Raw genomic sequence first — 23,734 nt, 5'->3', positions numbered from 1 at the left:
GTAACTATGTATAAAATCGTTGATTTATTCGCAGGAGCAGGTGGTTTAAGTCTTGGTTTTGAAATGACAAAACAATTTGATATTGTTGCAATTGTAGAAAATAATAAAAATGCAACACAAACATACATAAAAAACCATCCTGGCCTTAAGAATTATGATGATATAATGCAAATTAATTTTAAAGATATTTTAAAGGAACACGGCAAGATAGATGTTGTAATAGGTGGACCACCTTGTCAGGGATTTTCAAATGCAAATAGACAGAAAAGAAGACTGATCAATGAAAGTAATGAGTTAGTAAAGAGATATGTTGTTGCTATCAAGGAATTGGAACCAGATGTATTTGTTATGGAGAATGTTAAAACTATTGCTTCAAACAAGCATTCTTTTTGTTTAACATATAATGACCAACATCATATACGAAATCGATTGGGATGCAAAATATACAACAGAGATGTGATTCTTTACGAAGGAATGAGAGTAAGAGAGCTTACACAATTAATCAAGAGCAATGAGTTTGTAAATATGGTGTTGTTAAATGAAGAACAATTATATTATTTATATAATATTTACAAAAAGAAAAATAAAATTGGCAAGTATTTAGAGAAATCTATAAATGAAAGAATTGCGAAGGAAATATTGAATTGTATTGGTAAAAATGTGATATTTCCAGACTGGTATAATAATATTATTCGAAATACTAGCGAGGCGTTGCAAGGACTTATTAACACTAAAGAGTGTAATTCAGATATGAGCAATAGGCTTAAATTGTTTTGGGATGTACAGAGGCTATTTCAAGGAATATTGGAGTTGAACGCACAAGCAGCGGTGTATGAAGTATTGCCTGGTAATGATCAGATACAAGTACGGATGCAGTCATATATAGTAATAGATTTTATTAAGAAGTCTTTTGAACACCTAGGATATAAAATTAACGGAAATATTTTAAATGCAGCTGATTTCGGAGTCCCACAATGTAGAGAAAGATATATAATGATTGGAATCAAAAAATCTAGCATTAAAAATAAAAACGTTGATTTACCGAGTCCTTTGATAGCAAACCCTAAGAATTATGTAACTGTAAAAAAAGCTATTGCTGATTTGGAAAGATATCCACCATCTGTAGGAAGTATGGATGAGGTAATAAAAAAGAATTATATTCCTGTGATAAATAGTTTTTACAGAGAACTTGTAATTGAGGAAAATAGCAAGATTATTAGAAATCATGTCTGTACTGATACAAGTGAGACTGCATTAAAAAGGTTTGAAGTTATTAAACAGGGAGAAAATTTCCACTCATTGCCAAATAAATATAAAACAAACTATGAGGATCCAGGAAGGACACAGAACACAATATATAAAAGATTGATGTATGATCAACCTTCAGATACTGTTGTTAATGTGCGTAAGTCAATGTGGATTCATCCGACATTAGATAGAGCAATAAGTGCTAGAGAGGCAGCTAGATTACAGAGTTTTCCTGATAAATATGAATTTGTTGGAACTAAAGATTCGGTATATCAACAAATTGGAAATGCTGTACCGCCAATTCTAGGAAGAGCTGTAGCTGAAGTTGTGTTAGATTTATTGGATTGTAAGCAAGATTTTACTAGACTTGCTGAAATTTATGATAAGTATGACAAGAAAAAGTAAATATGATTGTGAAGTGGTTGAATGGATAATTTAACAAAAGAACAACGTCGTAAGAATATGCAAAATATTACATACAAGGACACTAATATTGAACTAAAATTGCGTAAGGTATTATGGAATAAAGGGTATCGTTATAGAAAAAATTATAGTAAATTGCCAGGAAAGCCTGATATAGTCCTTACGAAGTATAAAATAGCGATTTTTTGTGACAGTGAATTTTTTCATGGTAAAAATTGGGGTGAACTGAAGCTTAGATTGGAAAAAGGAAATAATCCACAGTATTGGATTAAGAAAATTGAAAAAAATATCGAACGAGATAATGAAATTAATAAACAACTTATATTTATAGGATGGACTGTTATTCGTTTCTGGGGGAAGGATATTCTAAAAAATACTGATGAATGCATCAAGGTAATAGAAAAGGTAATATTTGATATGAAGATTCAGGATTGCAATGAAATATGCATAGATCCTATTATAGTAAAAAAATAGAAAGTTTTATTGATAAAGATAGGATGAAGTTTATTGAGATATATATTATAAAATCCAGTGAAAGCAAGGTTAACTGGTAATGCTACTATAAAAGCAGGGGAAATGCTGGAGTAAAATTAGGGTAACTTAATTAAGTTATCCTGTATTAAGATGTTTCGCAGACAATTTCATACAGGACGAAGGGTATGGTGAGGGTAAGATGGCTCAATTAGAGTATATAGGAAAAATATACTTTTTAGATGGGTTAACAAATTTAAATAGGTAAGTAAGTTATCAGTTTATAAAAAATAAAATTATACTCTTACAGATAGATTACTTACATATTATGTTATAGCATCACATAAAACGCTGAAAAACTGATAACATTTTGATAACTTTACTGCAAAATATCCCATGATAACAGGTTGTACAGAATAACACTAAAAAGCATATTAAGCCATTGATATAAGCGGATTTGAGAGTATTATATGATACTCTGTGATATACTGTGAAATAACCAAATTTCAATTGGAAATCGTGTGAACTCTAACAGGTTCCGAGGGTTCGAATCCCTCTCTCTCCGCCAAAATAAAGGGTTTCAGAGATAGTCTCTGAAACCCTTTATTTTCGAAATGCTTCGTGGTACCCAAAAGGTACCAAACTAATTAGAAATAGATAATACAGAGCAATATTATCTATAAAAAAGTGTGGTTAAAAAAATAATGCCATATGTACGCACTATGAGTAAAACAAGGGCCAAAGTGCTAAAATAAAATTTTAAAGAGAAGATCTATATACTATCTCATCTCTAAAGTATAGTACTAAGGTTCTATATTGTCTTTAGATAAGACATATTCAATTAATGCTTATATCTTATTTATGTCTACTCTCAGACGATATATAATAAAAATAGTCAGATAGAATAAATATCATTCTTTTAATAGCGATATGTCATCGAGGGTCAGGAAAATGATGATTCAAGAGGTATCGGAATAGTAGTCTGATTTACTATTAGATTGTATTTTATCAAATAAGATTATAAGGATGAGATAGAATACGGTGGTAACTTTAGAAGTTTTAGATTTTAAAATACAAAAAGTAAGAATATTAAGGTGGGCATCAGGAACAGGTACTTACTATATACCGCAATTGTTATTTCTTTATTATTTGTATTTCTAGAGCTAAAATACCCATACTATTTTTTACAAGATGACAACAGGGATTTCTTCTTACCAGCGTATATTCATGTTTATAGGAGTCTTTTAGGCGGTGAATTTGCACTCTATAATTTTCATCAATACTTAGGATATTCAATGTTTTCCGGCGGACAGTCGGGGGCGTTATATCCATTGACCTATTTAGCGGTTTTTTTTAGCAAAATTCTTTTAGGGCATTATTTTGCAGCGATTGATATATATGTATTTTTGCACTTGATTATTGGAAGTATTAGCTTTATGCTTTTTCTAAAAAATTGAAAGTAAATAAACTCAGTGCTTTTGGGGGTTCAATTACATGGTCAATGAGCAGTTTTATTATATATATGAGCAATTCTTGGGTAATTATATCAAGTGTCTCTGCAATATATCCATGGATTGCAGGTTACAGTATAAATTTGTTCCGAAATCATTGCTCTAAGGACTTTATTATTCTGTTTATTGCAAAAATATTATTGGTTTATACAGGATTTTATCAATATTTCATATATATAATGATTTTTGATTTTTTAATGCTGCTGTTACTTGCACATAAAAATACTATTATAAAAAGGGAAGAAGTAATAAAAGCAGTAAAAGTATATGTACTTAATATAATTACTGTATTTCTTTTAATTTTACCTTTGTTCCTTCCGGTATGGCATAGTACAAAAGTATCAGCTGCAAGATCATCAAAATTAAATTTTAATCAGTTTTTCCAGTATAGAAATAAAAAACACCTTCTAGCCTACATTATCATAGGCTTAAAGGCGTTGTCAATAACCCCGTCCAAAGCCGCTGAAAAAGTGGTTGTCGTTCAGAAATCGGTCTTTTTTAGTAGTCTCACCCCGTTCCGTTGACACTTCGTCACAGCATTCCGTATAGCTTGGAGGCAGTAAACTATATACTCTATCTGATAAAAATGGCCTCCCATATCCAAAAGGACCAAAGTCTTTAGGAGTTGTCTCTTCTAAACATTGAAATTTGTACAGAATTAATTAAAATATAAGATATAAATCATGATAATGGTTTTACATAGTAAAACTACTTGTCAGAGGTAGGTGGCCTTACTGCACACACTATTAAAACATATATTAGAAAGTATTAACAGCAAGGTTTCAATGAATTGGTCAGGAGACATAGCTCTGGGACACCAAAACGGTTGTCTGATGAACAAGAGCAACAATTATTTACTGTGATTTGAACCCAAACACTCGATGAAGTTGCTTTTCCATATTCCTTTTCAAGATGAATCAATGATTCGTGATTATCAAGCAATTACAAAAACTTAGTTCCCTAAGGTGCAACAGCGCATTATCCCTACTTGCGGCAAATACTATGATGTAAAACTATTGCGCAGATTAGGCTATGAAACTGGTAAGATATACTATATGAAAGCAGAAAGATACGATGAAAAATATTCTTAAAATCCCTACATAAAGTGCTGGAAGTATGCCCTACAGGTAAAATTGTACTTATCTTGGATAGTGCCCGTGTTCACCATACTAAGCTATTAAAACTATTTTTGCAAGAATAAGCTGATACATTTCAATTAGTGCTCTTATTATCTTACAAAACAGACCTTAAGTTGATTGATGGGCTTTGGGTATAGTTAAAACATTTAATTATATACAACTCTTTTTTTAGATACCGTGCAAGAAATTCGTGAAGTAGTTAGCGGCTCCATCGAAAGCATTAATGCAACGACTTCGATGGTTCGAATCCATCTCCCTACCTGAGAAAGTAATTGATTGCTTTTGTGTGTGGATGTAAAATCTTTATCATGATTTATATAATAAGAAGTTAATTGTATAAAATGCATATAGAAAGAGAGGATTTCTATGCAGCTATGTTATAATGTGCAAACATGCTCAGAAACTTCCACATTGGAACAAGACATTGAGATTTGTGCAAAGACAGGATTTCAATACATTGAAATCAATTTCGCCAAAGCCAAAGCTTATCTAAAAAACCGATCCATGGATGAACTTGCATCTCTGCTTGCCGGCAGCGGACTTATCTGCGCCACGATCAATGCTATTTTCGATCTTAGTTTTTGTACACCCAAGCGTTGGAAACAAATCTGTTCACAATTTGACTTTGCCTGTGAGCTCGGAAAAGCCTGCAACACAGACAAGATAATTGTGCTTTCCAGTGAACGTGCTGACCTGCCGAAAGGCGTAACGGACAAAGAAATTTTTTGCGATACCGTTGCGATTTTGAACAAGCTTGCCGACAGAGGGAGCCCCTTCAGCATGAAGATTGCCTTTGAGCCCGTCGGTACGATGGCGGTAGGAGATATTCGTACCGGCTGGGAAATCGTCCGCACAGTCAACCGTTCGGAAGTCGGTCTTGTGGTGGACGATTTCAACATGTTTCTGTGGGACCTATGCTCCGACTTAGATGACATTTGCCAGATCGATCCCGATAAAATTTTTATGGCGCATATCAACGACGCAGAAAAACTGCCATTCGCTCGTATCGACCAAATGCATCGCTGCATGCCGGGCGATGGCCGGATTGATGTGGTCCGGTACATTGAATGCCTTCGTAGTGCAGGCTATGACGGGCTAGTATCTGTAGAAGTGCTCAATCCAACCATCTGGGCCAAGGGCCCGGAAATTGTTATTCCAGAAGCCTACGAGAAAACCCAAAAAATTGTCGGCTGAAAAGAGAAAATTCGATTCGGCCGTCCAATAGGGAAAACAGAATTGTAAAAAGGGGGGATCTTCATAACGAAGTCAAGCAGTGCTCCACAAGCGGTCATGTTCCATCTGTAAGAAGATTATAAAGATGAAGGGAGTAATTGTAACATGAGTACATTGCAAGAAGAGAGTAGTTGTAACATGAGCACATTGCAAGATGAGAGTAAACGGTATTATGTAAAAATCGGTATGGGTGAGAGACTGGCCTATGGTTTCTGGGGTTTTGGCAGTGACCTTGTGTTTCAGACTATCACTATCTATCTGACCTTCTTCTACACAGACATTTTTGGCATTTCGCCGGTACAAGTTACGGCGCTGTTCCTGGCTGCCCGTGTATGGGATGCCATCAACGATCCGCTGATGGGTGCTATCGTAGAAAAATGTCACTTCAAACGCGGCAAATACATCCCCTGGTTTGTCGGCCTGTGTATCCCCTACGGAATTTCAACAATCCTTGTATTTACCACACCAGAAAGTATCTCAAAGGTTGCCTATGCCTGGTTTACATATATCCTCTTTGGAATGCTGTTTACCGGGATCATCATTCCAGTTACTTCCCTTTCCTCTTCGATGACGCAGGATCCCATTGAGCGCGCCAAACTCAATTCCTTCCGAATGTTTTGTTCCGGTATCGGCGGCGTTGTGTGCGCAGTCATGGTTCCAAAGCTATCAGAGTTGATGGGCACTTCTCCTCAAAACGGCTATCAGCGCGCAATGATCGTGTTGTCTGCCGTTATGGTAATCTCGTTCCTGGTTGCCGGTAAGGTCTGCAAGGAGCGGGTCCCTGAGTCCGCGCACGATAAAGAAGAGCCTTTCCATTGGCGTGACATCGGCTCGCAGTTTACCACCAACAAGCCATTGCTTATCTTGTTCGTGATGTACCTAGCTGCTTATACTTACAACATTTTGGTTTCTTCTGTAGGAACCTACTTTGTTACTTATAACATCGGCGGCACTATTTCAATGGCAGACTGGTCACTGCTGCAGACACTGCCATCCATCATACCAATGCTCTTTGTTCCTGCCATTGCAAAGAAAGTCGGCAAGAAGATGACCGTTATCTATGGCTGCCTCATCTCTACAATCGGTATGCTGCTGTTTTTCTTTATGCCGGATGGAGCGATTGTCGGCTTCTGCATGGGTAAGGCGCTAGGCTCCTTTGGTTATGGCATAACGCTGGCGATGATCTGGTCTACGCTACCTGACTGTGTGGAATACGGCGAGTATGTCACAGGAAGACGTTGCGGCGGATTGGTTTTCTCGCTGGCATCTTTCTCCATTAAAATCTCGCTGACTATTGCCGGAATCCTGCCTACTATTGTTTTCAGCTTCGTGGACTATGTTCCCAACGGCGTGCAAAACGCAGCCTGCCTGACCGCTATCAAGGCCATGAACTCGCTGATCCCTGCTATTGTACTGATTATCGGTATTCTGGTTTTTTCTCGATACAGTCTGACCGAGCAAAAGTTCGAGTCCATCGTGAAAGAACTAACCAAGCGTCGGCTGGGTGCGCAATCCTCGTCTGTCTAATAAAGAGTTCGCTGTCCGGTTTGATGCAAAAAAATTTGTTATTTCATTCGGATTTATGGAATTACATCCGAATGAATCCCTTCAAGGAGGTTTTTTAAATGAAAGTTGTATGTGGTGTAAAAGTTGGTAATATGAAGGACCGCGATGAAGAAAAGCGCGGCAAAGTGGATATCGTTGATTTCCCGGTTAAGCAGGTCGGCCCGGAAGATGTAAAGATTAAGGTGGGTTACTGTTCCATTTGCGGGTCCGACCCCCACATTGTAGGTGGCGCATTCGGCCTGGAGCCACCGTTCGGATTGGGTCACGAAATGTCGGGCGTTATTGTAGAATTGGGCGAGCGTGCCAAGATCCGCGGTCTGAAAGTTGGTGACCGTGTGGGTGGAAACTTTCTGCGTTACTGTGGCACGTGCTATAACTGCGTTACGGGCAATCAGCAATTTTGCGAACATGTCGGAAACGAGCCCTGCATGGCAGAATATGTCGTTTGGCATGAATCCCAGGTTGTGAAACTGCCGGAAGGAATCAGCCTGCTTAGGGGCTGTATGCTTGAGCCATTATCCATCGGCGTACGCGTCATGGATAAAGCAAACATGAAGGTGGGCAGCCGTGTACTAGTTTCAGGAGGTGGTCCAATCGGTCTGATTATTTGTCAGCTGTTCAAGAAGTTTGGTGCCACCGTGCTGACATTGAGCGAGCCTAACGAAGAGCGCTGTAAAATCGCAGAGAGTCTGGGCGTGGATTACACTATCAATCCCATCACTGAGGATCTTGTTCAGCGAGGCATGGAAATTACGCGCGGTCTTGGTTACGATGTCATCATTGAGGTCTCCGGTGTGCCGAGCGCAGCGGAATCAGTAATTAAGCTAGCCGCTAAATATGCAACGGTTTTATATACTGCTATGTTTCCCACCGGTTATAATCTACCTCTGAACCTGTACGAATATTGCTACAGCAAGGAAGTGACAATCACCGGTACTTATTGTTCGCATTATAATTTTGAGCGTGCGGCACAGTTGCTGCCCGAGATGGATTTTGGCGCATTCATCGGAGAGGAACAAATTTTTGACATTGATGACTGCGAAGCTGCGTTTGCCGCACATCTGAGCGGCAAATATCCAAAGATCGTCATTCGCTGTAACAGGATTGAGGGCGAGTAAGTTTCGCTTTGAAGAAAGGAGTTCAATTATGAGCCAAAATAAACTTCAGACGATAGCAGAACTGGAAGAGAAATGCGTTGATATCCGCACTAATCTTCTCAGTTTTATCTATCGAATCGGTATGGGTCATCTAGGTGGTGAGCTATCCATTGTTGAGATGACTGTAAGCCTGTACTATAAGTATTTGAATTTCGACGTAATGAATCCGCACAAGGAGGGTCGAGACCGTTTCATCCTATCCAAAGGGCACTGTTCTGAAACCTTGTACACGATTTTTTCGGATCAGGGAGCGTATACGCAGGACTACATGGTTCAGTATTTTGAGTCGCTGGATACTTATAAATTTGGGATGCACTCAAATCGTAAAAAATGTCCGCAGATCGAAGTTTCCACCGGCTCTTTGGGCCACGGTTTGCCCATCTCCGTAGGGTATGCGTTAGGTGCCCGCTATCTTGGAAAAAACTATCGTATCTTCTGCATGATTGGCGATGGCGAGTTTGACGAAGGCAGCAACTGGGAGGCGCTGATGTCCGGCGGACACTACAAGCTGAACAATCTGGTGTGCATTCTGGACAAAAACCGGCTTCAGATGACCGGCACCACGGAACAGGTCATGGACATCGACCCTGTAGCTGACAAGGTAAAGGCTTTTGGCTGGAATGTCATTGAAATTGAGAATGGAAACGATATGGCACAGGTATGTGCTGTGCTTGACCAGTTGCCTGAACGGGATTGCAAAAAGCTTTCCAAGCCCACCTTTATCATTAGCAACACGGTCAAGGGTAAAGGCGTAAGCTTTATGGAAGGTAACTGCAAGTGGCACGGCGGTGGCATCAGCGAAGAAGACCTAAAGGTGGCGCTCGCCGACGTGGCACAGATGAGAAAGGGATGATAGATTTATGGCAGTGAAAACAACTTACAACTTCGATCAGATGCTCTCCAATGCCCGCGAGGCATACGGAGAGGAATTGTACAAAATGGCCAAGGAAGGGCTGGATTTTGTATTTACCTTTAGTGACAATGTAGCGCCCTCTTCCTCTGCCGGCAAGTTGCTGAAGGAATTTCCCGAACGCTGCTTTAACTTTGGTATCGCAGAGCCTAACCAGGTCGGGGCTTCCGCCGGTCTGGCGCTATCCGGCTGTACGGTGTTCTCACAGGTATTCGGTCCCTTCCTGCCGCTGCGCGCCGCCGATCAAATTCATACCGACATCGCCTATAATGATGTCAAGGTGCGGCTCATCGGTACGCATTCGGGTGTTACTGCCGGTGGCGGACCCACTCATAACGACATCGCTGATCTGGCGCTGTACCGCGCAATTCCCAACTTGATGGTGGTGGTGCCTGCGGATGCTAACCAGTGCTGCAAATTTATCCGCGCTTCTATGGATTATGAGGGGCCGATGATTATCCGCATAGACCGTGCCGGTTCGCCCAATGTTTATGCGGAGGATTATGACCTTGAGATCGGAAAGGCTATTGAGACTCTCGAAGGTACCGACGCTTACATCGTCTCCTGCGGCTCGAATATCTATGAATGCCTGATGGCAGCCAAGATGCTCATGGAGGAACAGGGGTTAAGCATTGGCGTTTTGGATATGCACACCATCAAGCCGCTGGATAGCGACGCGATCCTGCGCGTGGCTCAAAAGACCGGGGTAGTTGTCACTGTAGAGGACCACTCCATCAATGGGGGACTCGGCGGTGCGGTGGCCGAAGTGCTCTGCGAAGCTGAATACAAGGGTAAGTTTAAGCGTATCGGCATGCCGGATGAATTTGCCGTGCTTGGCTCTCCCGACGATATTTACCACTATTATGGAATGGACCGTCATGGTATCGTAACCAAACTGAAACAATTGTTGGGCAGATAGAGACGGTCTTGATGAGAAAGTGAGTGAAAAAGCGATGAAAACACAGATTCTGGGTTGCTGCGGACGCTATATCCAAGGGTATGGTGAAATCCGCAACCTGAAAAAATATGTAGACTGGATGGGAGAAAACTTTCTGGTGATTGCCAGCAAAAACCGGCTGCGTGATCTTCAGGGTCGTATCACCATAGCGCTTGAGGGAAAGAACGTAACCTTCGTGCAGTTTGATAAACAGATCACTTGGGAACAGATTCACCACATTGAGGATGTGGCAAGGAAAGCCAAAGCCTGCACCATCCTCGGCGTCGGCGGGGGTAAAATTGCCGACACCGCTAAGGTCGTAGCGCATGATATCGGTGCCCATGTGGTCATTATTCCTACCGTTTCTGCAAGTGATGCTTCCACCAGCGCTACTTCGCTAGTATATAATGACGATGGCACGATCGCTGATGTGATCTGTTTTCCAAAGAGTCCGGACATTGTTCTGGCAGATACAGAGATTTTAATCAACGCGCCGGTTCGTCTGTTCGTATCCGGTATGGGTGATGCTCTTTCTACTTACGTTGGCGGTGCGGTATGCCAGGCGCACTATTTTGACAACCATTTCGGCGGTGTCGGTACAGCGACTGCGCTTGCCGTTGCCAAGCTGTCATACGATATGCTGTTTCAGTATGGCCGGCAAGCTAAAAAGGCCGCTGAGCAAAAGGTCTTGACCGATGCGTTTAACATCATAACGGAGGTCAATATCCTAATGAGCGGAATGGGCTTTGAAAATAACGGCTCAGCCTCTGACCACTGCTTCTATTTCGGTACGTTGGCATTGACAAACCGCCCGGAGTATGTATACCATGGTGAGGGGGTTGCTTTTTCAACCTGCTGCCAGTTAGTGATGCAGGGCGCATCAAATGAGCAACTCGATCAGGTATACCGCTTTTGTCGGGATGTGGGATTGCCCATCACCTTTGACGATATGCACCTAAGGGGTCTGACCGATGAAGAATATGACACGATGACAAGAGCAGTTTTGAAGGAAGCATTCATTCACCATCACCCGTTTCCAGTTACCTATGAACTGGTCCTGGGAGCATATAAAACCGCGGACGCGATCGGACATATGTATCACGAAGGCGGTACGCTTCTTTGATCTTGCTTTTCATGGATACTTAGTTAGTATTTTCACAGGGAAGCGCCTTTTAAGGCGCTTCCCTGCAACTGTTTCGAAGGGAGATATAGCATGCATAGTCAAGAACGATATTATATGAAAAATATTACGGCACTGAATTTTTCTGGATATAAATTCATTCTATATTATGCTGAAATCTTGGATGAGCGGATTGCAGAGTTCCCACATAACCATGCGATGTATGAGATCTATTATGTGTTGGATGGTAGTATCAAGATAAATCTGGCAGGTAAGGTGGAGTGTATCGGCAAGGAGCAGGCCTGCTTTCTGGCTAAGGATATCAAGCATCACCTGTTTTATGAACCAGATGTACAGAAAAGCTATTTTGCAATCATTTTCGATGTGGTCCCCTGCAACCAGGATAACCTAAACGGGCCGGACGGTCTACTCGAATGCCAAGATATCTTTGATGCGATGGAGCTGTTCAACTCGTGCGGTTACTATGTTTCCGAGCTTTATGAGAGGCAGGAAATCCCAAAGGCATTGATGAGGGAAATCAAAGAGCGTAAGCTGGGCTGGAACACTCAGGCCATAATGCTTTGCTACCAATTCTTTATCTATTTGCTGCGCCATATCAGTGAAAAACCGGTAACAGATACCCAATTCTCCGGCAAGGAGAACCTTGCCATGTCAGTCTCTAAATATATACATAAACACTATTCGGACGATATGTCAGTGGAAAGCGTGGCAGAAGCGTTAAATGTTTCTCCTCGCCATATCAATCGGGCTTATAAGGCTATGTTTTCCACCACATTCATGAAAAATGCCAACCTGCTTCGTATTGCTTATGCGAAATACTACCTATGTACTACAGATCAGTCTATTGAAGAGATTGCAGAAAAGGTTGGATTTAGCTCGCCGCGAATATTATATAAATTGTTCCAACAGTATGAAGGCCTCTCTATTTCACAGTATCGGGAGCGCCACAGGCAGAAGCAACCCGATTGATCATTAGGATGAGTTAACCTCGGTACTGACGGACGATTAGTTTACCTGTATCAAAAACATTTTACAAAATCAAATTAGGAAAAACATTGTTACTACTGTTAGTAGTTTTTTGTAGCAGCATGTTGATATTCAAAGTAATATAGGGGCATTTTTAAGGTATATAAATTATTTTATAGTTGACACGCCTGGAAAAATCATGTAAGATATAATTGTTAATTGAATATTTCGGATGAAGAATTTGAGAGAGAATGTAGTCGTGAGGTTAGAAAAGACATACATCGCCGAAGGGGAAGCGCGGAAACTCTCAGGCAAAAGTATCAAATTCGGATGAAACTCTGGAGAACAGTAATGTACCGAAGAAGTAACATGTAGATTGTTTACATGGAATCTTTCAGGTTAAAGGACAGAGGCGCAGACAGGATAGATAATTATATTATCTAGTACATGTTTGCGTCTTTTTTTGTTGTCTAAAAACAGAAAAGTATGGGGGGATGTTGAGCAAGTAGATGATCGGAACTTAATAAAAAATAGGGGAAGAGAAAGGAATGGGAGTATGGTACAGCAAGTAATGGAGTACATATTAAAGTATGATCCTGAAGTGGGCAAAGCACTTTTAGCAGAAAGTGAAAGGCAGAAACGGAATTTGGAGCTGATTGCATCTGAAAATATAATCTCACCGGCGGTGATGCTGGCGATGGCGACGGTTCCGACCAATAAATACGCGGAAGGCTATCCTGGGAAACGGTATTATGGTGGATGTGAAGAAGTAGATGTACTAGAACAGATTGCAATCGACAGAACTAAATTATTATTCCAATGTGATCATGCGTGTGTGCAGCCGCATTCGGGTGCAAGTGCAAATATGGCAGTATATATGGCGACGTTGAAGCCGGGCGATACTGTACTTGGTTTGAATCTTGCGCATGGAGGCCATTTGACCCATGGAAGTCCGGTAAATATGTCGGGTATGCTGTATAATTTTGTACCCTATAGCATTGATGCGGCTAAAGGAACCATTGATTATGATGCCGTACGTGAATTAGCTAAAATACATAAACCCAAGATGATTGTGGCTGGAGCATCAGCATATCCCAGAGAGATCAGATTTGATATATTCGCAGATATTGCTAAAGAGGTGGGCGCTCTCTTGTTTGTGGATATGGCGCATATCGCGGGTTTGGTAGCAGCCAATCTTCATCAAAGTCCCATTCCATATGCGGATATTGTAACAACCACTACCCATAAAACCTTGAGAGGACCCAGAGGCGGAATTATTATGTGCAAAGAGGAGTATGCAGCACAGATTAACAAATCCATCTTTCCGGGGACGCAGGGAGGGCCGTTAATGCATATTATCGGTGCAAAGGCGGTGTGCTTGGGGGAAGCGTTAAAACCGGAATTCAAAACATATCAGCAGCAGGTTGTAAAAAATGCAAAAGTATTGGCGGATACTTTGATGGAGGAAGGCTTTGACTTGATCAGCGGAGGCACCGATAACCATTTGATGTTGGTAGACTTGAGAAACATGGATCTAACCGGAAAGGAGCTTCAAATCAGGTTAGATGAGGTTTATATCACCGTTAATAAGAATGCGGTGCCTAATGACCCTAAGAGTCCGTTTGTAACAAGTGGTGTCAGAATCGGCACTCCTGCGGTAACCACCAGGGGGTTGCTGGAGGACGATATGAAGGTAATTGCAAAGTTGATTAAGCTTGCTGCAGCGGATTTCGAAAACCAAGCAGACTTTATCAGAAAGTCCGTGACAGAGATCTGTTCGAAGTATCCTCTGTATGAATAAATCATGATAGGAGATAGTAACATGTCATTAAAAACATCATTGTATGATACGCATATTAAATACAAAGGAAAGATGGTACCGTTTGCCGGATATATGCTGCCGGTTCAGTATGAACACGGTGTTGCAGAGGAGCATATGGCGGTACGTACCAGGGCAGGACTTTTTGATGTTTCGCATATGGGAGAGATCCTATGTAAAGGGAAAGATGCATTAGCAAATTTACAAATGATGCTTACAAATGATTTTACCAATATGGTAGATGGTCAGGCAAGGTACAGTCCCATGTGCAACGAGCAAGGAGGTACGGTAGATGACCTGATTGTTTATAAGTATAAGGAAAATGAGTACTTTATCGTGGTGAATGCAGCCAATAAGGATAAAGACTACGCGTGGATGAAAACATATCAGTTTGGAGAAGTCACTTTTGAGGATATCTCTTCCACAGTATCCCAGATTGCATTGCAAGGTCCGAAAGCTCCCGAAATTTTAAAGGAGCTGGCAAAAAAAGAATATATTCCCCAAAAATACTATCACTGTATCTTTGATGCCGAGGTAGACGGTATAAAATGCATGGTCTCCCAAACAGGTTATACCGGAGAAGACGGTTATGAAATTTATATGAGCAACGAAGATGCGCCTAATATGTGGGAGAAGCTCATGGAAGCAGGTAAAGAATTCGGTTTGATTCCATGTGGATTGGGCGCACGGGATACGCTTCGGTTGGAAGCATCCATGCCCCTTTACGGACATGAGATGGACGATACGGTGGATCCGCTGGAAACAGGCTTGGGCTTCGCAGTAAAGATGCAAAAAGATGATTTTATTGGAAAAAAGGCCATTGAAGCCAAGGGGGATTTTACCAGAAAGAGAATAGGATTAAAGGTGACGGGCAGAGGCATTATCCGTGAACATGAAGATGTATTTTCAGGGGAACAGCTTATTGGACATACCACTTCAGGTACTTACTGTCCGTATCTTGGATATCCCGTTGCGATGGCATTATTAGACATAGCTTATACCGGGATAGGCACAAAGGTAGAGGTTGTGGTCCGGGGAAGAAAAGTGGAAGCGGAAGTTGTAAAAATGCCGTTTTATAAAAAAGGGCAGGTAAAATAAGATAAGTGAATAAGTTATATTAGTCAATTATTGTTTGAGTATTTTTAAACTAACACAATCTATGGTAAAGCAATTAGGATGTGATTCCCCAACAAAGCATTAATAATAAAATTATTTTTAGGAGGCATTTATCATGAATTATCCGGAAAATATTATGTATGCAAAATCTCACGAGTGGATCAAGTTTGAAGATGATACAACAGCCATTGTAGGATTGACAGATTATGCGCAGAGTGAACTTGGAAGTATTGTATTCGTAAATCTTCCGCAGGTTGGCGACGAGGTCAATGCGGGCACCATCTTTGCAGATGTAGAGTCCATCAAAGCTGTTTCGGACATTTATTGCCCGGTAAGCGGGGTAGTGAGTGAGATCAATGAAGCATTGCTGGATGCACCTGAGTCTATCAATGATTCGCCCTATGACTCATGGCTTGTTAAAATCGCAGATATTACCGAAAAAAGCGAACTGTTAGATGTAGAAGCATATAAAGCATTTATAGAAGAAGAGGAAAAAAACAAATAAGAAAGCAGTATATTTGTAGAAGGGGGATACCTTATGGGTACTTATATACCGACAACAGCGCAAGAGCAGAAAGAAATGTTATCTGCCATCGGATGTGAAACCTTAGATGATCTTTTTGGCTGTATTCCCGAGAATGTAAAACTCAAGGGAGAGCTTAATCTGCCTAAAGGGATGTCAGAACTGGAAGTACGCAGAAAAATAGAAGGAATTGCAGAAAAGAATACTATCTTTTCCTCCATATTCAGAGGAGCCGGCGCGTATCACCACTTTATTCCGGCTATTGTAAGAAGTGTTGTTTCCAAAGAGGAGTTTTTAACAGCATACACCCCATATCAAGCAGAAATAAGCCAAGGTATTTTACAGTCCATATTTGAATATCAGTCTATGGTTTGTGCATTGACCGGAATGGATTGTTCCAATGCGTCTGTTTATGATGGAGCAACGGCAGCCACCGAAGCCATCTTTATGTGCAAAGAGCGAAAACGCGAGAAAGTGTATGTTTCAAGTGCTGCCAACCCTCAGGTGATAGAAACCATCAAGACCTATTGTTTTGGAAACGGAATGGAAGTGGTGATGGTGCCTGAAAAAGAAGGAGTGACGGACCTGAATTATCTGACCGGCCATTTGGGTGCAGAAGCGGCTTGTTTATATATTCAGCAGCCAAACTTTTATGGCATTATAGAAGATGCGGAGGCTTTGGGAGAAGCAATTCACAAAGTAGGCGGCAAATATGTGATGGGAGTCAATCCTATTTCACTTGGATTGTTAAAGACACCCAGGGAATGCGGGGCTGATATTGCAGTAGGAGAAGGGCAGCCGCTTGGAATGCCGTTAGCCTTTGGCGGACCTTATCTCGGATTTATGGCATGTGTAACGTCTATGACCAGAAAAATGCCGGGCAGAATTGTGGGTGAGACCACCGATTTAGATGGAAAGAGAGCCTACGCATTAACCCTTCAGGCAAGAGAGCAGCATATCCGTAGGGAAAAAGCCTCCAGCAATATATGCTCCAATCAGGCACTCTGTGCTACCACTGCTGCTGTTTACATGGCAGCGATGGGTAGTGAGGGAATCCGGCAAGCCGCAGTACAAAGCATGTCAAAAGCAAAATACATGGCGGAGCAGCTGGACGGAATAGGTTATAAGCTGGTATATCATAAAGACTTCTTCCATGAGTTTATTACAATATCTAAGGCACCTATAGCAAAAGTGCTGAAAACTCTAGAAAAAGAAGGAATTCTCGGAGGATATCCGCTTAGTGGGGATAAAGAAGGAATGATCTTATGGTGCTGTACCGAAATGAATACAAAAGAAGAAATTGACAAGGTGATCAATATACTGAGGGAGGCGTAAAAGCGATGGAGTTAATATTTGAAAAAAGCCGCAGTGGCAGAGGATGCAGTATATTGCCGGAGTGTGACGTGCCGGTTGCTTCCTTAAATAACCAGTATAAAAGAGAGATTCCTTTAAACCTTCCTGAAATGTCCGAAAATGATTTGAGCAGGCATTATACCGAATTGATCAAAAGAACGCACGGGGTGAATGATGGATTTTATCCTTTAGGTTCATGTACGATGAAATACAATCCTAAAATCAACGAGGAAATGGCGTCTTTGCCGGGGTTTGCAAAGATACATCCGCTTCAGTCGGAAGAGAGTGTTCAGGGTTGTCTTGAAGTATTAAAACTATCAGAACAATATTTGTGTGAAATCACCGGGATGGATGCGATGTCCTTTCAACCGGCAGCCGGAGCCCACGGGGAATTAACAGGTTTGCTGCTGATGAAAGCATACCATGAAAGCAGAGGAGAAAAAAACAGAACGAAAGTCATCGTACCTGATTCAGCGCATGGTACCAATCCGGCCAGCGCAACCATGGTAGGCTATGAAGTCGTTACCATTCCGTCAACAGAGGATGGATGCGTTGATCTGGAAAAGCTGAAAGAAGCAGTGGGAGACGATACCGCGGGACTCATGCTGACCAATCCCAATACCGTGGGTCTATTTGATAAAAATATCTTGGAAATTACCGAAATCATTCATCAAAGCGGAGGACTGGCATACTATGACGGGGCAAATCTCAATGCGGTAATGGGTGTGGTAAGACCTGGAGATATGGGATTTGATATTATTCATATTAATCTGCATAAAACATTTTCAACACCCCATGGAGGAGGCGGACCGGGAAGCGGGCCTGTAGGCTGCAAGAAAATACTGGCGAAATTCTTGCCTGCACCCACCGTTTGTATCGGCGATAAACTTTCTTTCGAGACAAACCCCGAAAGCATCGGTCGGGTAAAGAGCTTTTATGGTAATTTTTTGGTTGTTGTGCGGGCGTTGACTTACATATGTACGCTGGGAAAAGAAGGCATACCACAAGCAAGCAAAAATGCAGTATTAAATGCTAATTATATGATGGCAAAATTATCGGATTTATACCAAATGGCATATGAAGGAAGATGTATGCATGAATTTGTAATGACATTGGAGAACTTAAAAAGGGATACCGGTGTTTCGGCAATGGACATTGCAAAAGGACTTCTGGACCATGGTATGCATCCGCCTACAATGTATTTCCCTTTGATTGTTCATGAAGCACTGATGGTGGAACCTACCGAAACCGAATCAAAGGAAACGTTGGATAAAGCCATCCAAGTGTTCAGGGAACTGTATCAAACAGCCAAACAAGATCCCCAGTCACTGCATGAGGCACCGGTTAAGACGCCGGTCAGAAGGCTTGATGAAGTCGGAGCGGCAAGGAAACCCAAATTAAAATTTGAAAGATAACCAAAGTATAGCATTTTTAAATAGGGAGAGAGCATGTATGGAAAACATCTTTGACTTAATTGTGATAGGAGCCGGACCCGGTGGGTATGTGTCCGCGATAAAAGCCGCCAAGTTAGGCATGAAAGTAGCAGTAATAGAAAACCGGGAAGTAGGCGGAACCTGCTTAAATCGTGGGTGTATTCCAACAAAAGCACTGATTCATGCTACTGAATTATATCGGCAAATGCAGCATTGTGAGTGCTTCGGGCTTACGGCAGAAAATATTGGCTTCGATATAGGGAAAGTATTTGCTTATAAAAATGGGGTCACAGCACAATTGAAAACCGGCATTGAGCAGCTGCTGAAGGCCAATGGCGTTACTGTTATAAGAGGAAAGGGAACCATTGAAAAAAATCGGATGGTAAAGGTAACATATGATGGAAATACGCTGGTCTATTCCGGAAAGCATATCCTTATCGCCGCAGGATCAAAGCCGGCTGTTCCGGCAATTAAGGGTGTTGACTTGCCTAATGTTTTGACAAGCGATGATATATTAAATAACACCGATAAAATCTATAAAAAACTGGTGATTATTGGCGGGGGCATCATCAGTGTAGAGTTCGCTACCATTTTCCGTTCGCTTGGCAGTGAAGTTAGCGTTATAGAAGCGATGCCCTCCATTTTACCGAATATGGATAAAGAAATATCGCAAAATCTTAAAATGATTTTGAAGAAGCGAGGCATTGAGATTCATGTGGATGCGCAGGTGGAAGAAATCACAAAAGAGAAAGAACTGGTATGCCATTTCAAGGTGAAGGAGCAAAGTTTTAGCATACCTGCGGACGCGATCTTAGTTGCAGTAGGACGAGAACCCAATATAACCGGTTTGTTTGGAGAAGGAATCACCCCAGAGATTGAAAGGAACAGGATATTAACAGATGATTCTTTTGAAACGAGTATAAAAGATATCTATGCGGTTGGTGATGTCATTAAAGGCATGCAGCTTGCCCATGTGGCGTCCGCACAGGGTGTTTATGTCGTAGAAAAGATAAACGGTGAGGAACCCACGACGGATCTTTCCATCATACCAAGCTGTGTTTATACTGATCCTGAAATCGCTTGCGTAGGAATCACAGCCGATGAAGCAAAGAAGCAGAATATTGCGGTGCGCGTAGGGAAATTTATTACCAGTGCAAACGGAAAATCCCTGATTTCTATGGAAGAGAGAGGGTTTATTAAAGTAGTATTTGATGAAAAAACCGATGTAATTTTAGGTGCTCAGATGATGTGTGCCAGAGCTACCGATATGATTGGAGAAATGGCAACCGCTATAGCAAATAAATTAACTTCTAAGCAATTGCTCACGGCGATGAGATCACACCCTACATTTAATGAATCTGTAACAGAAGCGATAGAAGACTGCCTCGGGGGTGCGATTCATGCACTGCCAAAGAGGAAAAGATGATCTGTTATATCTCAAAATAAATACTTTTGGCAAATGGAATTAGGAGGGTTCATGTGAATGTTTTTGATATTATAGGACCTGTGATGATCGGCCCCTCGAGTTCGCACACGGCAGGCGCAGTTAGAATAGGCAATGTGGCACGGAATCTGTTGTGCGAAGAGCCTGCGCAAATTGAAGTGCTTTTTTCCGGCTCTTTTGCGCAGACATACATAGGCCATGGAACTGATAAAGCGACCGTAGCCGGTATATTAGGTATGAAAACGGATGATGAACGCATCCCGGATAGTTTGAATATCGCAAATGAAAGGAATATTTCTGTTATATTCAGAACAGGGGAAATTGAAGAGGCGCATCCGAATACTATGAGAATCATACTCAAAGGGGTTACATCCAAAACCGTCAATATCTGCGGTTCATCCATCGGAGGCGGGAATATCATTATTACTGAGGTAGACGGTATGAAAATCGAGTTTACCGGTCAATACACCACACTCATTATTGTGCATCACGATGTACCGGGCCTTATTGCATGCGTAACCAATCTAATTGCCGGCAGCGGCGTCAACATTGCAAACATGAAAGATAACCGCTTATATCCAAACGGCGATGCAAAGATGCTCATAGAAACCGATCAGGAAGTCAGTAAGAACACTATTGAAGCAATATATCGGATTCCTTCTGTACATAATATGCTGGTGATCAAACCGGTATATGATACGGTAGATTAAGCGGACCCCGACTGGATACTGGTCTGCTGTCAGGCTTGCTTTTTAGCCGGACTGTAGACCCAGGTTCCGCCTTTATCAGACTCCCTATATATTTCCTGATATAGAAATAATAGAATATTTTCAAAAAGAGGGAAAACTATGATTCAATATACTTCATTGAAAGAATTAGCGGATGAGGCTGACCGCAAAGGGTGTACAATATCGGAGATTGTACTAAACGAGCAATGCATCAGTCTCAACTCTGATATGCAAAAGATCTATGAAAAGATGAAAAATCATCTGGACATCATGCGTGAATCTGTGAAAAAGGGAATTGCATCCTCACAATGCTCTAACAGTGGGTTGAGTGGAGGGGATGCCCAAAAGCTTTATGGTATATTACAAGAGGGAAAGCCGGTTACCGACTCACTGATGTGCAAGGCTATTTGTACGGCCATTGCTGTTGCAGAAGTAAATGCCTGCATGGGTAAAATTGTGGCTGCCCCCACAGCAGGTTCGTGTGGCATTCTTCCATCCGTCTTACTGACACTGGGTGAGCAGCATGCGGTTGATGAAAGAAAACTTGTCATGAGCTTATTTACTGCTGCCGGTATAGGGATGGTTATTGCCAAATGCGCATCTATTTCCGGTTCGCAGGGGGGGTGTCAAGCCGAATGCGGTAGTGCCTCAGCCATGGCGGCAGCGGCAGCCGTCGAAATGCTGGGAGGCAGTCCCCAAACATGTTTATCTGCTGCGGCATTTGCGCTTCAGAACATGCTGGGTCTGGTTTGCGATCCGGTAGGAGGACTTGTTGAGATTCCATGTATAAAGCGTAATGTGGTTGGTGCTGTAAATGCGATGGCTGCTGCAGAAATGGCGTTGGCCGGATTGCCTTGTATCATTCCTGCTGATGAGGTAGTGAGTGCCATGAAAGAGGTTGGAGATGCGATGCATATCAAGCTGAAGGAAACAGCCCTCGGAGGATTAGCAGCAACAAAAACAGCCAGAACGCTATTTACACAAAATGATACTTAAATGTATAGAAGAAGATTATCGTTTTGCTCCTGAACGAGTTTGTGGAATATAGTAAAACATTTATCGTGACAGGAAGGTAAGCTTAAATATTATAAAACCAGCATCCATAAAAAGATCATTTTATGGATGCTGGTTTTTTGTAGGAGGCAGAAAAATAATTCTGCCTGTTAACTTATTGTTTCAGGATGAAATTTATAAGTATATCTATTGCCGGCATAATATGTTTCAGTGTACTCGAAAAAAGGTATATTTTCTGCTGAACTGCAATGGCAGACCTTTAATAAGGCGCAGGAGTCTATCTGAAGTAATTCCTTCTGCTGCTTGTTTGGGAGAACGGAGCTGAAGGAATAGTCAAATGATACCGGATGGAGGTTGAATTCTTTATCCAAATATTCATAAATAGAACCCTCTAGAATATTAACATCCAAAGCCGGGAGATATTTACACGGAATAAAGGTATTGCTTAATGCAATACGTATTCCGTCACTTGTTCTGATTCGTGATATGGAATGTATTAATTCATCTGAATTAAGCGTTAGTTTTTTCGAAACATAAATATCTGATGAAGCTCGGATCACCCGATAATCTAATAATATGGCTCCTGGAGTTTTATTTATGGAACGGATATCATTTGTGAAGCTTGTATTTTTCCCGATTATTTTTGTAACTTTGGGTTCTGACACAAAAGTTCCTTTTCCTGGAGTCCTGTTTATAAATCCTTTATTGGCCAATGAAGCAAGTGCTTTGTTAACGGTCATACGGCTAACCTTGTAAATACCGCATAATTGGGATTCTGTCAATATTTGATCCCCTGGCATGAGGGTACCTGACTGAATTTGATTAATAATATCCTGTTCAATTAGCAAATAGTTTGGAAGTTTCTTTTTCACGATAATCCCCTTAACAATTTTTATAAATTTAGTTTAATTATATATCAAATTCAAACTTGTGTAAAGAAATGTATATACATATATAGATTTTTTGTAAAAATATATAGAATCAGTATATAAATTCATGCTAAAAGGTATTGACTAAAACAAATGTATATATTATTATATTATATGTATATACAATTTCTAAGAAAGGAAGGTAGTATGAAAAATATAATTTTGTTAACCCATGGGGAATTTTCAAAAGGTATGGCACAAAGCTGCAGGTACATCCTTGGAAATGTTGAAAATATTCAGGCCGTAAGCATTACACTAAATGAAAGTATTGAGCAAATCTGCGATATGCTAGATAATGCCTGGCGCAATTTTGGCAACACCAATCCTGTGGTTGTGGTAACTGATCTACCGGGAGGAAGCACTACTCAGGCAGCCATAAAATTTTTATCAGTGCATAAGAATTTTTATCTGATTACCGGATTAAATCTTGGCCTGCTCTTAGAACTTATTATGGCCGAATTAACAGAGGATTATAACTCTAATCTGGTTATCTTGGGGAAAATAGTTGAAGAATCAAAACAAACAGTTTCTTTAATTAATGGTATTCATATTGAGGCTGAGGAAGATGTTGAAGGTGAGCTTTGAAAGGCGGAATAAATAGTAAAATAGCTTTATTATAAATTCTGCAGCAGAAAATTTATAATAATTATTAATATTAAAAATCCGTTTAAAA

The 23,734-nt window shown here is 41.1% G+C and carries 19 protein-coding genes and 1 riboswitch; of the genes, 18 read left to right on the top strand and 1 reads right to left on the bottom strand.

Annotated elements, in window-relative coordinates:
• The first annotated feature begins 6 nt into the window (after positions 1–6).
• The 17 genes from QKW49_RS15145 to sdaAA all read left to right on the top strand — a co-directional run bounded on the left by QKW49_RS15145 (position 7) and on the right by sdaAA (position 22,114).
• On the top strand, positions 7–1,653 hold the full coding sequence (locus QKW49_RS15145) for a DNA cytosine methyltransferase (protein ID WP_282863515.1): 1,647 nt from the start codon (positions 7–9) through the stop codon (positions 1,651–1,653).
• 21 nt (positions 1,654–1,674) lie between these two features.
• Positions 1,675–2,145 (top strand): very short patch repair endonuclease, encoded by a 471-nt coding sequence (locus tag QKW49_RS15140; protein WP_282863514.1) that lies wholly within the window; start codon positions 1,675–1,677, stop codon positions 2,143–2,145.
• Between the two features lie 3,013 nt (positions 2,146–5,158).
• Positions 5,159–5,986, top strand: coding sequence for a sugar phosphate isomerase/epimerase (locus tag QKW49_RS15135; protein WP_282863513.1), 828 nt, complete (start codon positions 5,159–5,161; stop codon positions 5,984–5,986).
• Between the two features lie 144 nt (positions 5,987–6,130).
• Positions 6,131–7,552: an MFS transporter gene (locus QKW49_RS15130; RefSeq protein WP_282863512.1), complete on the top strand. Its 1,422-nt coding sequence runs from the start codon at positions 6,131–6,133 to the stop codon at positions 7,550–7,552.
• A gap of 98 nt (positions 7,553–7,650) precedes the next feature.
• Positions 7,651–8,709: an alcohol dehydrogenase catalytic domain-containing protein gene (locus QKW49_RS15125; protein WP_282863511.1), complete on the top strand. Its 1,059-nt coding sequence runs from the start codon at positions 7,651–7,653 to the stop codon at positions 8,707–8,709.
• 28 nt (positions 8,710–8,737) lie between these two features.
• Positions 8,738–9,601: a transketolase gene (locus tag QKW49_RS15120; RefSeq protein ID WP_282863510.1), complete on the top strand. Its 864-nt coding sequence runs from the start codon at positions 8,738–8,740 to the stop codon at positions 9,599–9,601.
• Between the two features lie 7 nt (positions 9,602–9,608).
• A complete protein-coding gene (locus QKW49_RS15115) occupies positions 9,609–10,577 on the top strand; it encodes a transketolase C-terminal domain-containing protein (protein WP_282863509.1) in 969 nt (322 codons plus the stop codon).
• A 34-nt stretch (positions 10,578–10,611) separates the two neighbouring features.
• Entirely contained in the window at positions 10,612–11,718 is a 1,107-nt protein-coding gene (locus tag QKW49_RS15110; RefSeq protein ID WP_282863508.1) for a glycerol dehydrogenase, read from the top strand.
• Positions 11,719–11,808: 90 nt separating this feature from the next.
• On the top strand, positions 11,809–12,705 hold the full coding sequence (locus QKW49_RS15105; RefSeq protein WP_282863507.1) for an AraC family transcriptional regulator: 897 nt from the start codon (positions 11,809–11,811) through the stop codon (positions 12,703–12,705).
• A 229-nt stretch (positions 12,706–12,934) separates the two neighbouring features.
• Positions 12,935–13,035, top strand: a riboswitch (glycine riboswitch).
• A 223-nt stretch (positions 13,036–13,258) separates the two neighbouring features.
• Positions 13,259–14,503, top strand: coding sequence for a serine hydroxymethyltransferase (gene glyA, locus QKW49_RS15100; RefSeq protein WP_282863506.1), 1,245 nt, complete (start codon positions 13,259–13,261; stop codon positions 14,501–14,503).
• Positions 14,504–14,524: 21 nt separating this feature from the next.
• On the top strand, positions 14,525–15,619 hold the full coding sequence (gcvT, locus tag QKW49_RS15095) for a glycine cleavage system aminomethyltransferase GcvT (protein ID WP_282863505.1): 1,095 nt from the start codon (positions 14,525–14,527) through the stop codon (positions 15,617–15,619).
• 133 nt (positions 15,620–15,752) lie between these two features.
• Complete coding sequence (gene gcvH / locus QKW49_RS15090) at positions 15,753–16,142, top strand: glycine cleavage system protein GcvH (RefSeq protein ID WP_282863504.1); 390 nt, start codon at positions 15,753–15,755, stop codon at positions 16,140–16,142.
• A 33-nt stretch (positions 16,143–16,175) separates the two neighbouring features.
• A complete protein-coding gene (gcvPA, locus tag QKW49_RS15085) occupies positions 16,176–17,495 on the top strand; it encodes an aminomethyl-transferring glycine dehydrogenase subunit GcvPA (RefSeq protein WP_282863503.1) in 1,320 nt (439 codons plus the stop codon).
• Positions 17,496–17,500: 5 nt separating this feature from the next.
• Complete coding sequence (gcvPB, locus tag QKW49_RS15080; RefSeq protein WP_282863502.1) at positions 17,501–18,928, top strand: aminomethyl-transferring glycine dehydrogenase subunit GcvPB; 1,428 nt, start codon at positions 17,501–17,503, stop codon at positions 18,926–18,928.
• A 37-nt stretch (positions 18,929–18,965) separates the two neighbouring features.
• Positions 18,966–20,372: a dihydrolipoyl dehydrogenase gene (gene lpdA, locus QKW49_RS15075; protein WP_282863500.1), complete on the top strand. Its 1,407-nt coding sequence runs from the start codon at positions 18,966–18,968 to the stop codon at positions 20,370–20,372.
• A 53-nt stretch (positions 20,373–20,425) separates the two neighbouring features.
• Positions 20,426–21,100, top strand: coding sequence for an L-serine ammonia-lyase, iron-sulfur-dependent subunit beta (sdaAB, locus tag QKW49_RS15070; RefSeq protein ID WP_282863499.1), 675 nt, complete (start codon positions 20,426–20,428; stop codon positions 21,098–21,100).
• Between the two features lie 138 nt (positions 21,101–21,238).
• A complete protein-coding gene (gene sdaAA / locus QKW49_RS15065) occupies positions 21,239–22,114 on the top strand; it encodes an L-serine ammonia-lyase, iron-sulfur-dependent, subunit alpha (protein ID WP_282863498.1) in 876 nt (291 codons plus the stop codon).
• Between the two features lie 167 nt (positions 22,115–22,281).
• Here the strand turns inward: sdaAA and QKW49_RS15060 are convergent, their stop codons facing one another.
• Entirely contained in the window at positions 22,282–23,004 is a 723-nt protein-coding gene (locus tag QKW49_RS15060) for a GntR family transcriptional regulator (protein ID WP_282863497.1), read from the bottom strand.
• A gap of 204 nt (positions 23,005–23,208) precedes the next feature.
• On the opposite strand from QKW49_RS15060, the gene QKW49_RS15055 reads away from it, so the two are divergent.
• Positions 23,209–23,646 (top strand): hypothetical protein, encoded by a 438-nt coding sequence (locus QKW49_RS15055; protein WP_282863496.1) that lies wholly within the window; start codon positions 23,209–23,211, stop codon positions 23,644–23,646.
• The last annotated feature ends 88 nt before the right edge of the window (positions 23,647–23,734 follow it).

This window comes from Petroclostridium sp. X23 (genome assembly GCF_030013905.1).
Taxonomy (GTDB): Bacteria; Bacillota; Clostridia; order SK-Y3; family SK-Y3; genus X23.
The sequence above is the reverse complement of the archived record's forward strand: the minus strand, read 5'-3'. Positions and strand labels throughout refer to the sequence as shown.

What these genes read in the sequence shown, in the direction of transcription:
- QKW49_RS15145 (WP_282863515.1), top strand. Translation starts at nt 7, where the DNA reads ATGTATAAAATCGTTGATTTATTCGCAGGAGCAGGTGGTTTAAGTCTT.
- QKW49_RS15140 (WP_282863514.1), top strand. Translation starts at nt 1,675, where the DNA reads ATGGATAATTTAACAAAAGAACAACGTCGTAAGAATATGCAAAATATT.
- QKW49_RS15135 (WP_282863513.1), top strand. Translation starts at nt 5,159, where the DNA reads ATGCAGCTATGTTATAATGTGCAAACATGCTCAGAAACTTCCACATTG.
- QKW49_RS15130 (WP_282863512.1), top strand. Translation starts at nt 6,131, where the DNA reads ATGAGTACATTGCAAGAAGAGAGTAGTTGTAACATGAGCACATTGCAA.
- QKW49_RS15125 (WP_282863511.1), top strand. Translation starts at nt 7,651, where the DNA reads ATGAAAGTTGTATGTGGTGTAAAAGTTGGTAATATGAAGGACCGCGAT.
- QKW49_RS15120 (WP_282863510.1), top strand. Translation starts at nt 8,738, where the DNA reads ATGAGCCAAAATAAACTTCAGACGATAGCAGAACTGGAAGAGAAATGC.
- QKW49_RS15115 (WP_282863509.1), top strand. Translation starts at nt 9,609, where the DNA reads ATGGCAGTGAAAACAACTTACAACTTCGATCAGATGCTCTCCAATGCC.
- QKW49_RS15110 (WP_282863508.1), top strand. Translation starts at nt 10,612, where the DNA reads ATGAAAACACAGATTCTGGGTTGCTGCGGACGCTATATCCAAGGGTAT.
- QKW49_RS15105 (WP_282863507.1), top strand. Translation starts at nt 11,809, where the DNA reads ATGCATAGTCAAGAACGATATTATATGAAAAATATTACGGCACTGAAT.
- glyA (WP_282863506.1), top strand. Translation starts at nt 13,259, where the DNA reads ATGGTACAGCAAGTAATGGAGTACATATTAAAGTATGATCCTGAAGTG.
- gcvT (WP_282863505.1), top strand. Translation starts at nt 14,525, where the DNA reads ATGTCATTAAAAACATCATTGTATGATACGCATATTAAATACAAAGGA.
- gcvH (WP_282863504.1), top strand. Translation starts at nt 15,753, where the DNA reads ATGAATTATCCGGAAAATATTATGTATGCAAAATCTCACGAGTGGATC.
- gcvPA (WP_282863503.1), top strand. Translation starts at nt 16,176, where the DNA reads ATGGGTACTTATATACCGACAACAGCGCAAGAGCAGAAAGAAATGTTA.
- gcvPB (WP_282863502.1), top strand. Translation starts at nt 17,501, where the DNA reads ATGGAGTTAATATTTGAAAAAAGCCGCAGTGGCAGAGGATGCAGTATA.
- lpdA (WP_282863500.1), top strand. Translation starts at nt 18,966, where the DNA reads ATGGAAAACATCTTTGACTTAATTGTGATAGGAGCCGGACCCGGTGGG.
- sdaAA (WP_282863498.1), top strand. Translation starts at nt 21,239, where the DNA reads ATGATTCAATATACTTCATTGAAAGAATTAGCGGATGAGGCTGACCGC.
- QKW49_RS15055 (WP_282863496.1), top strand. Translation starts at nt 23,209, where the DNA reads ATGAAAAATATAATTTTGTTAACCCATGGGGAATTTTCAAAAGGTATG.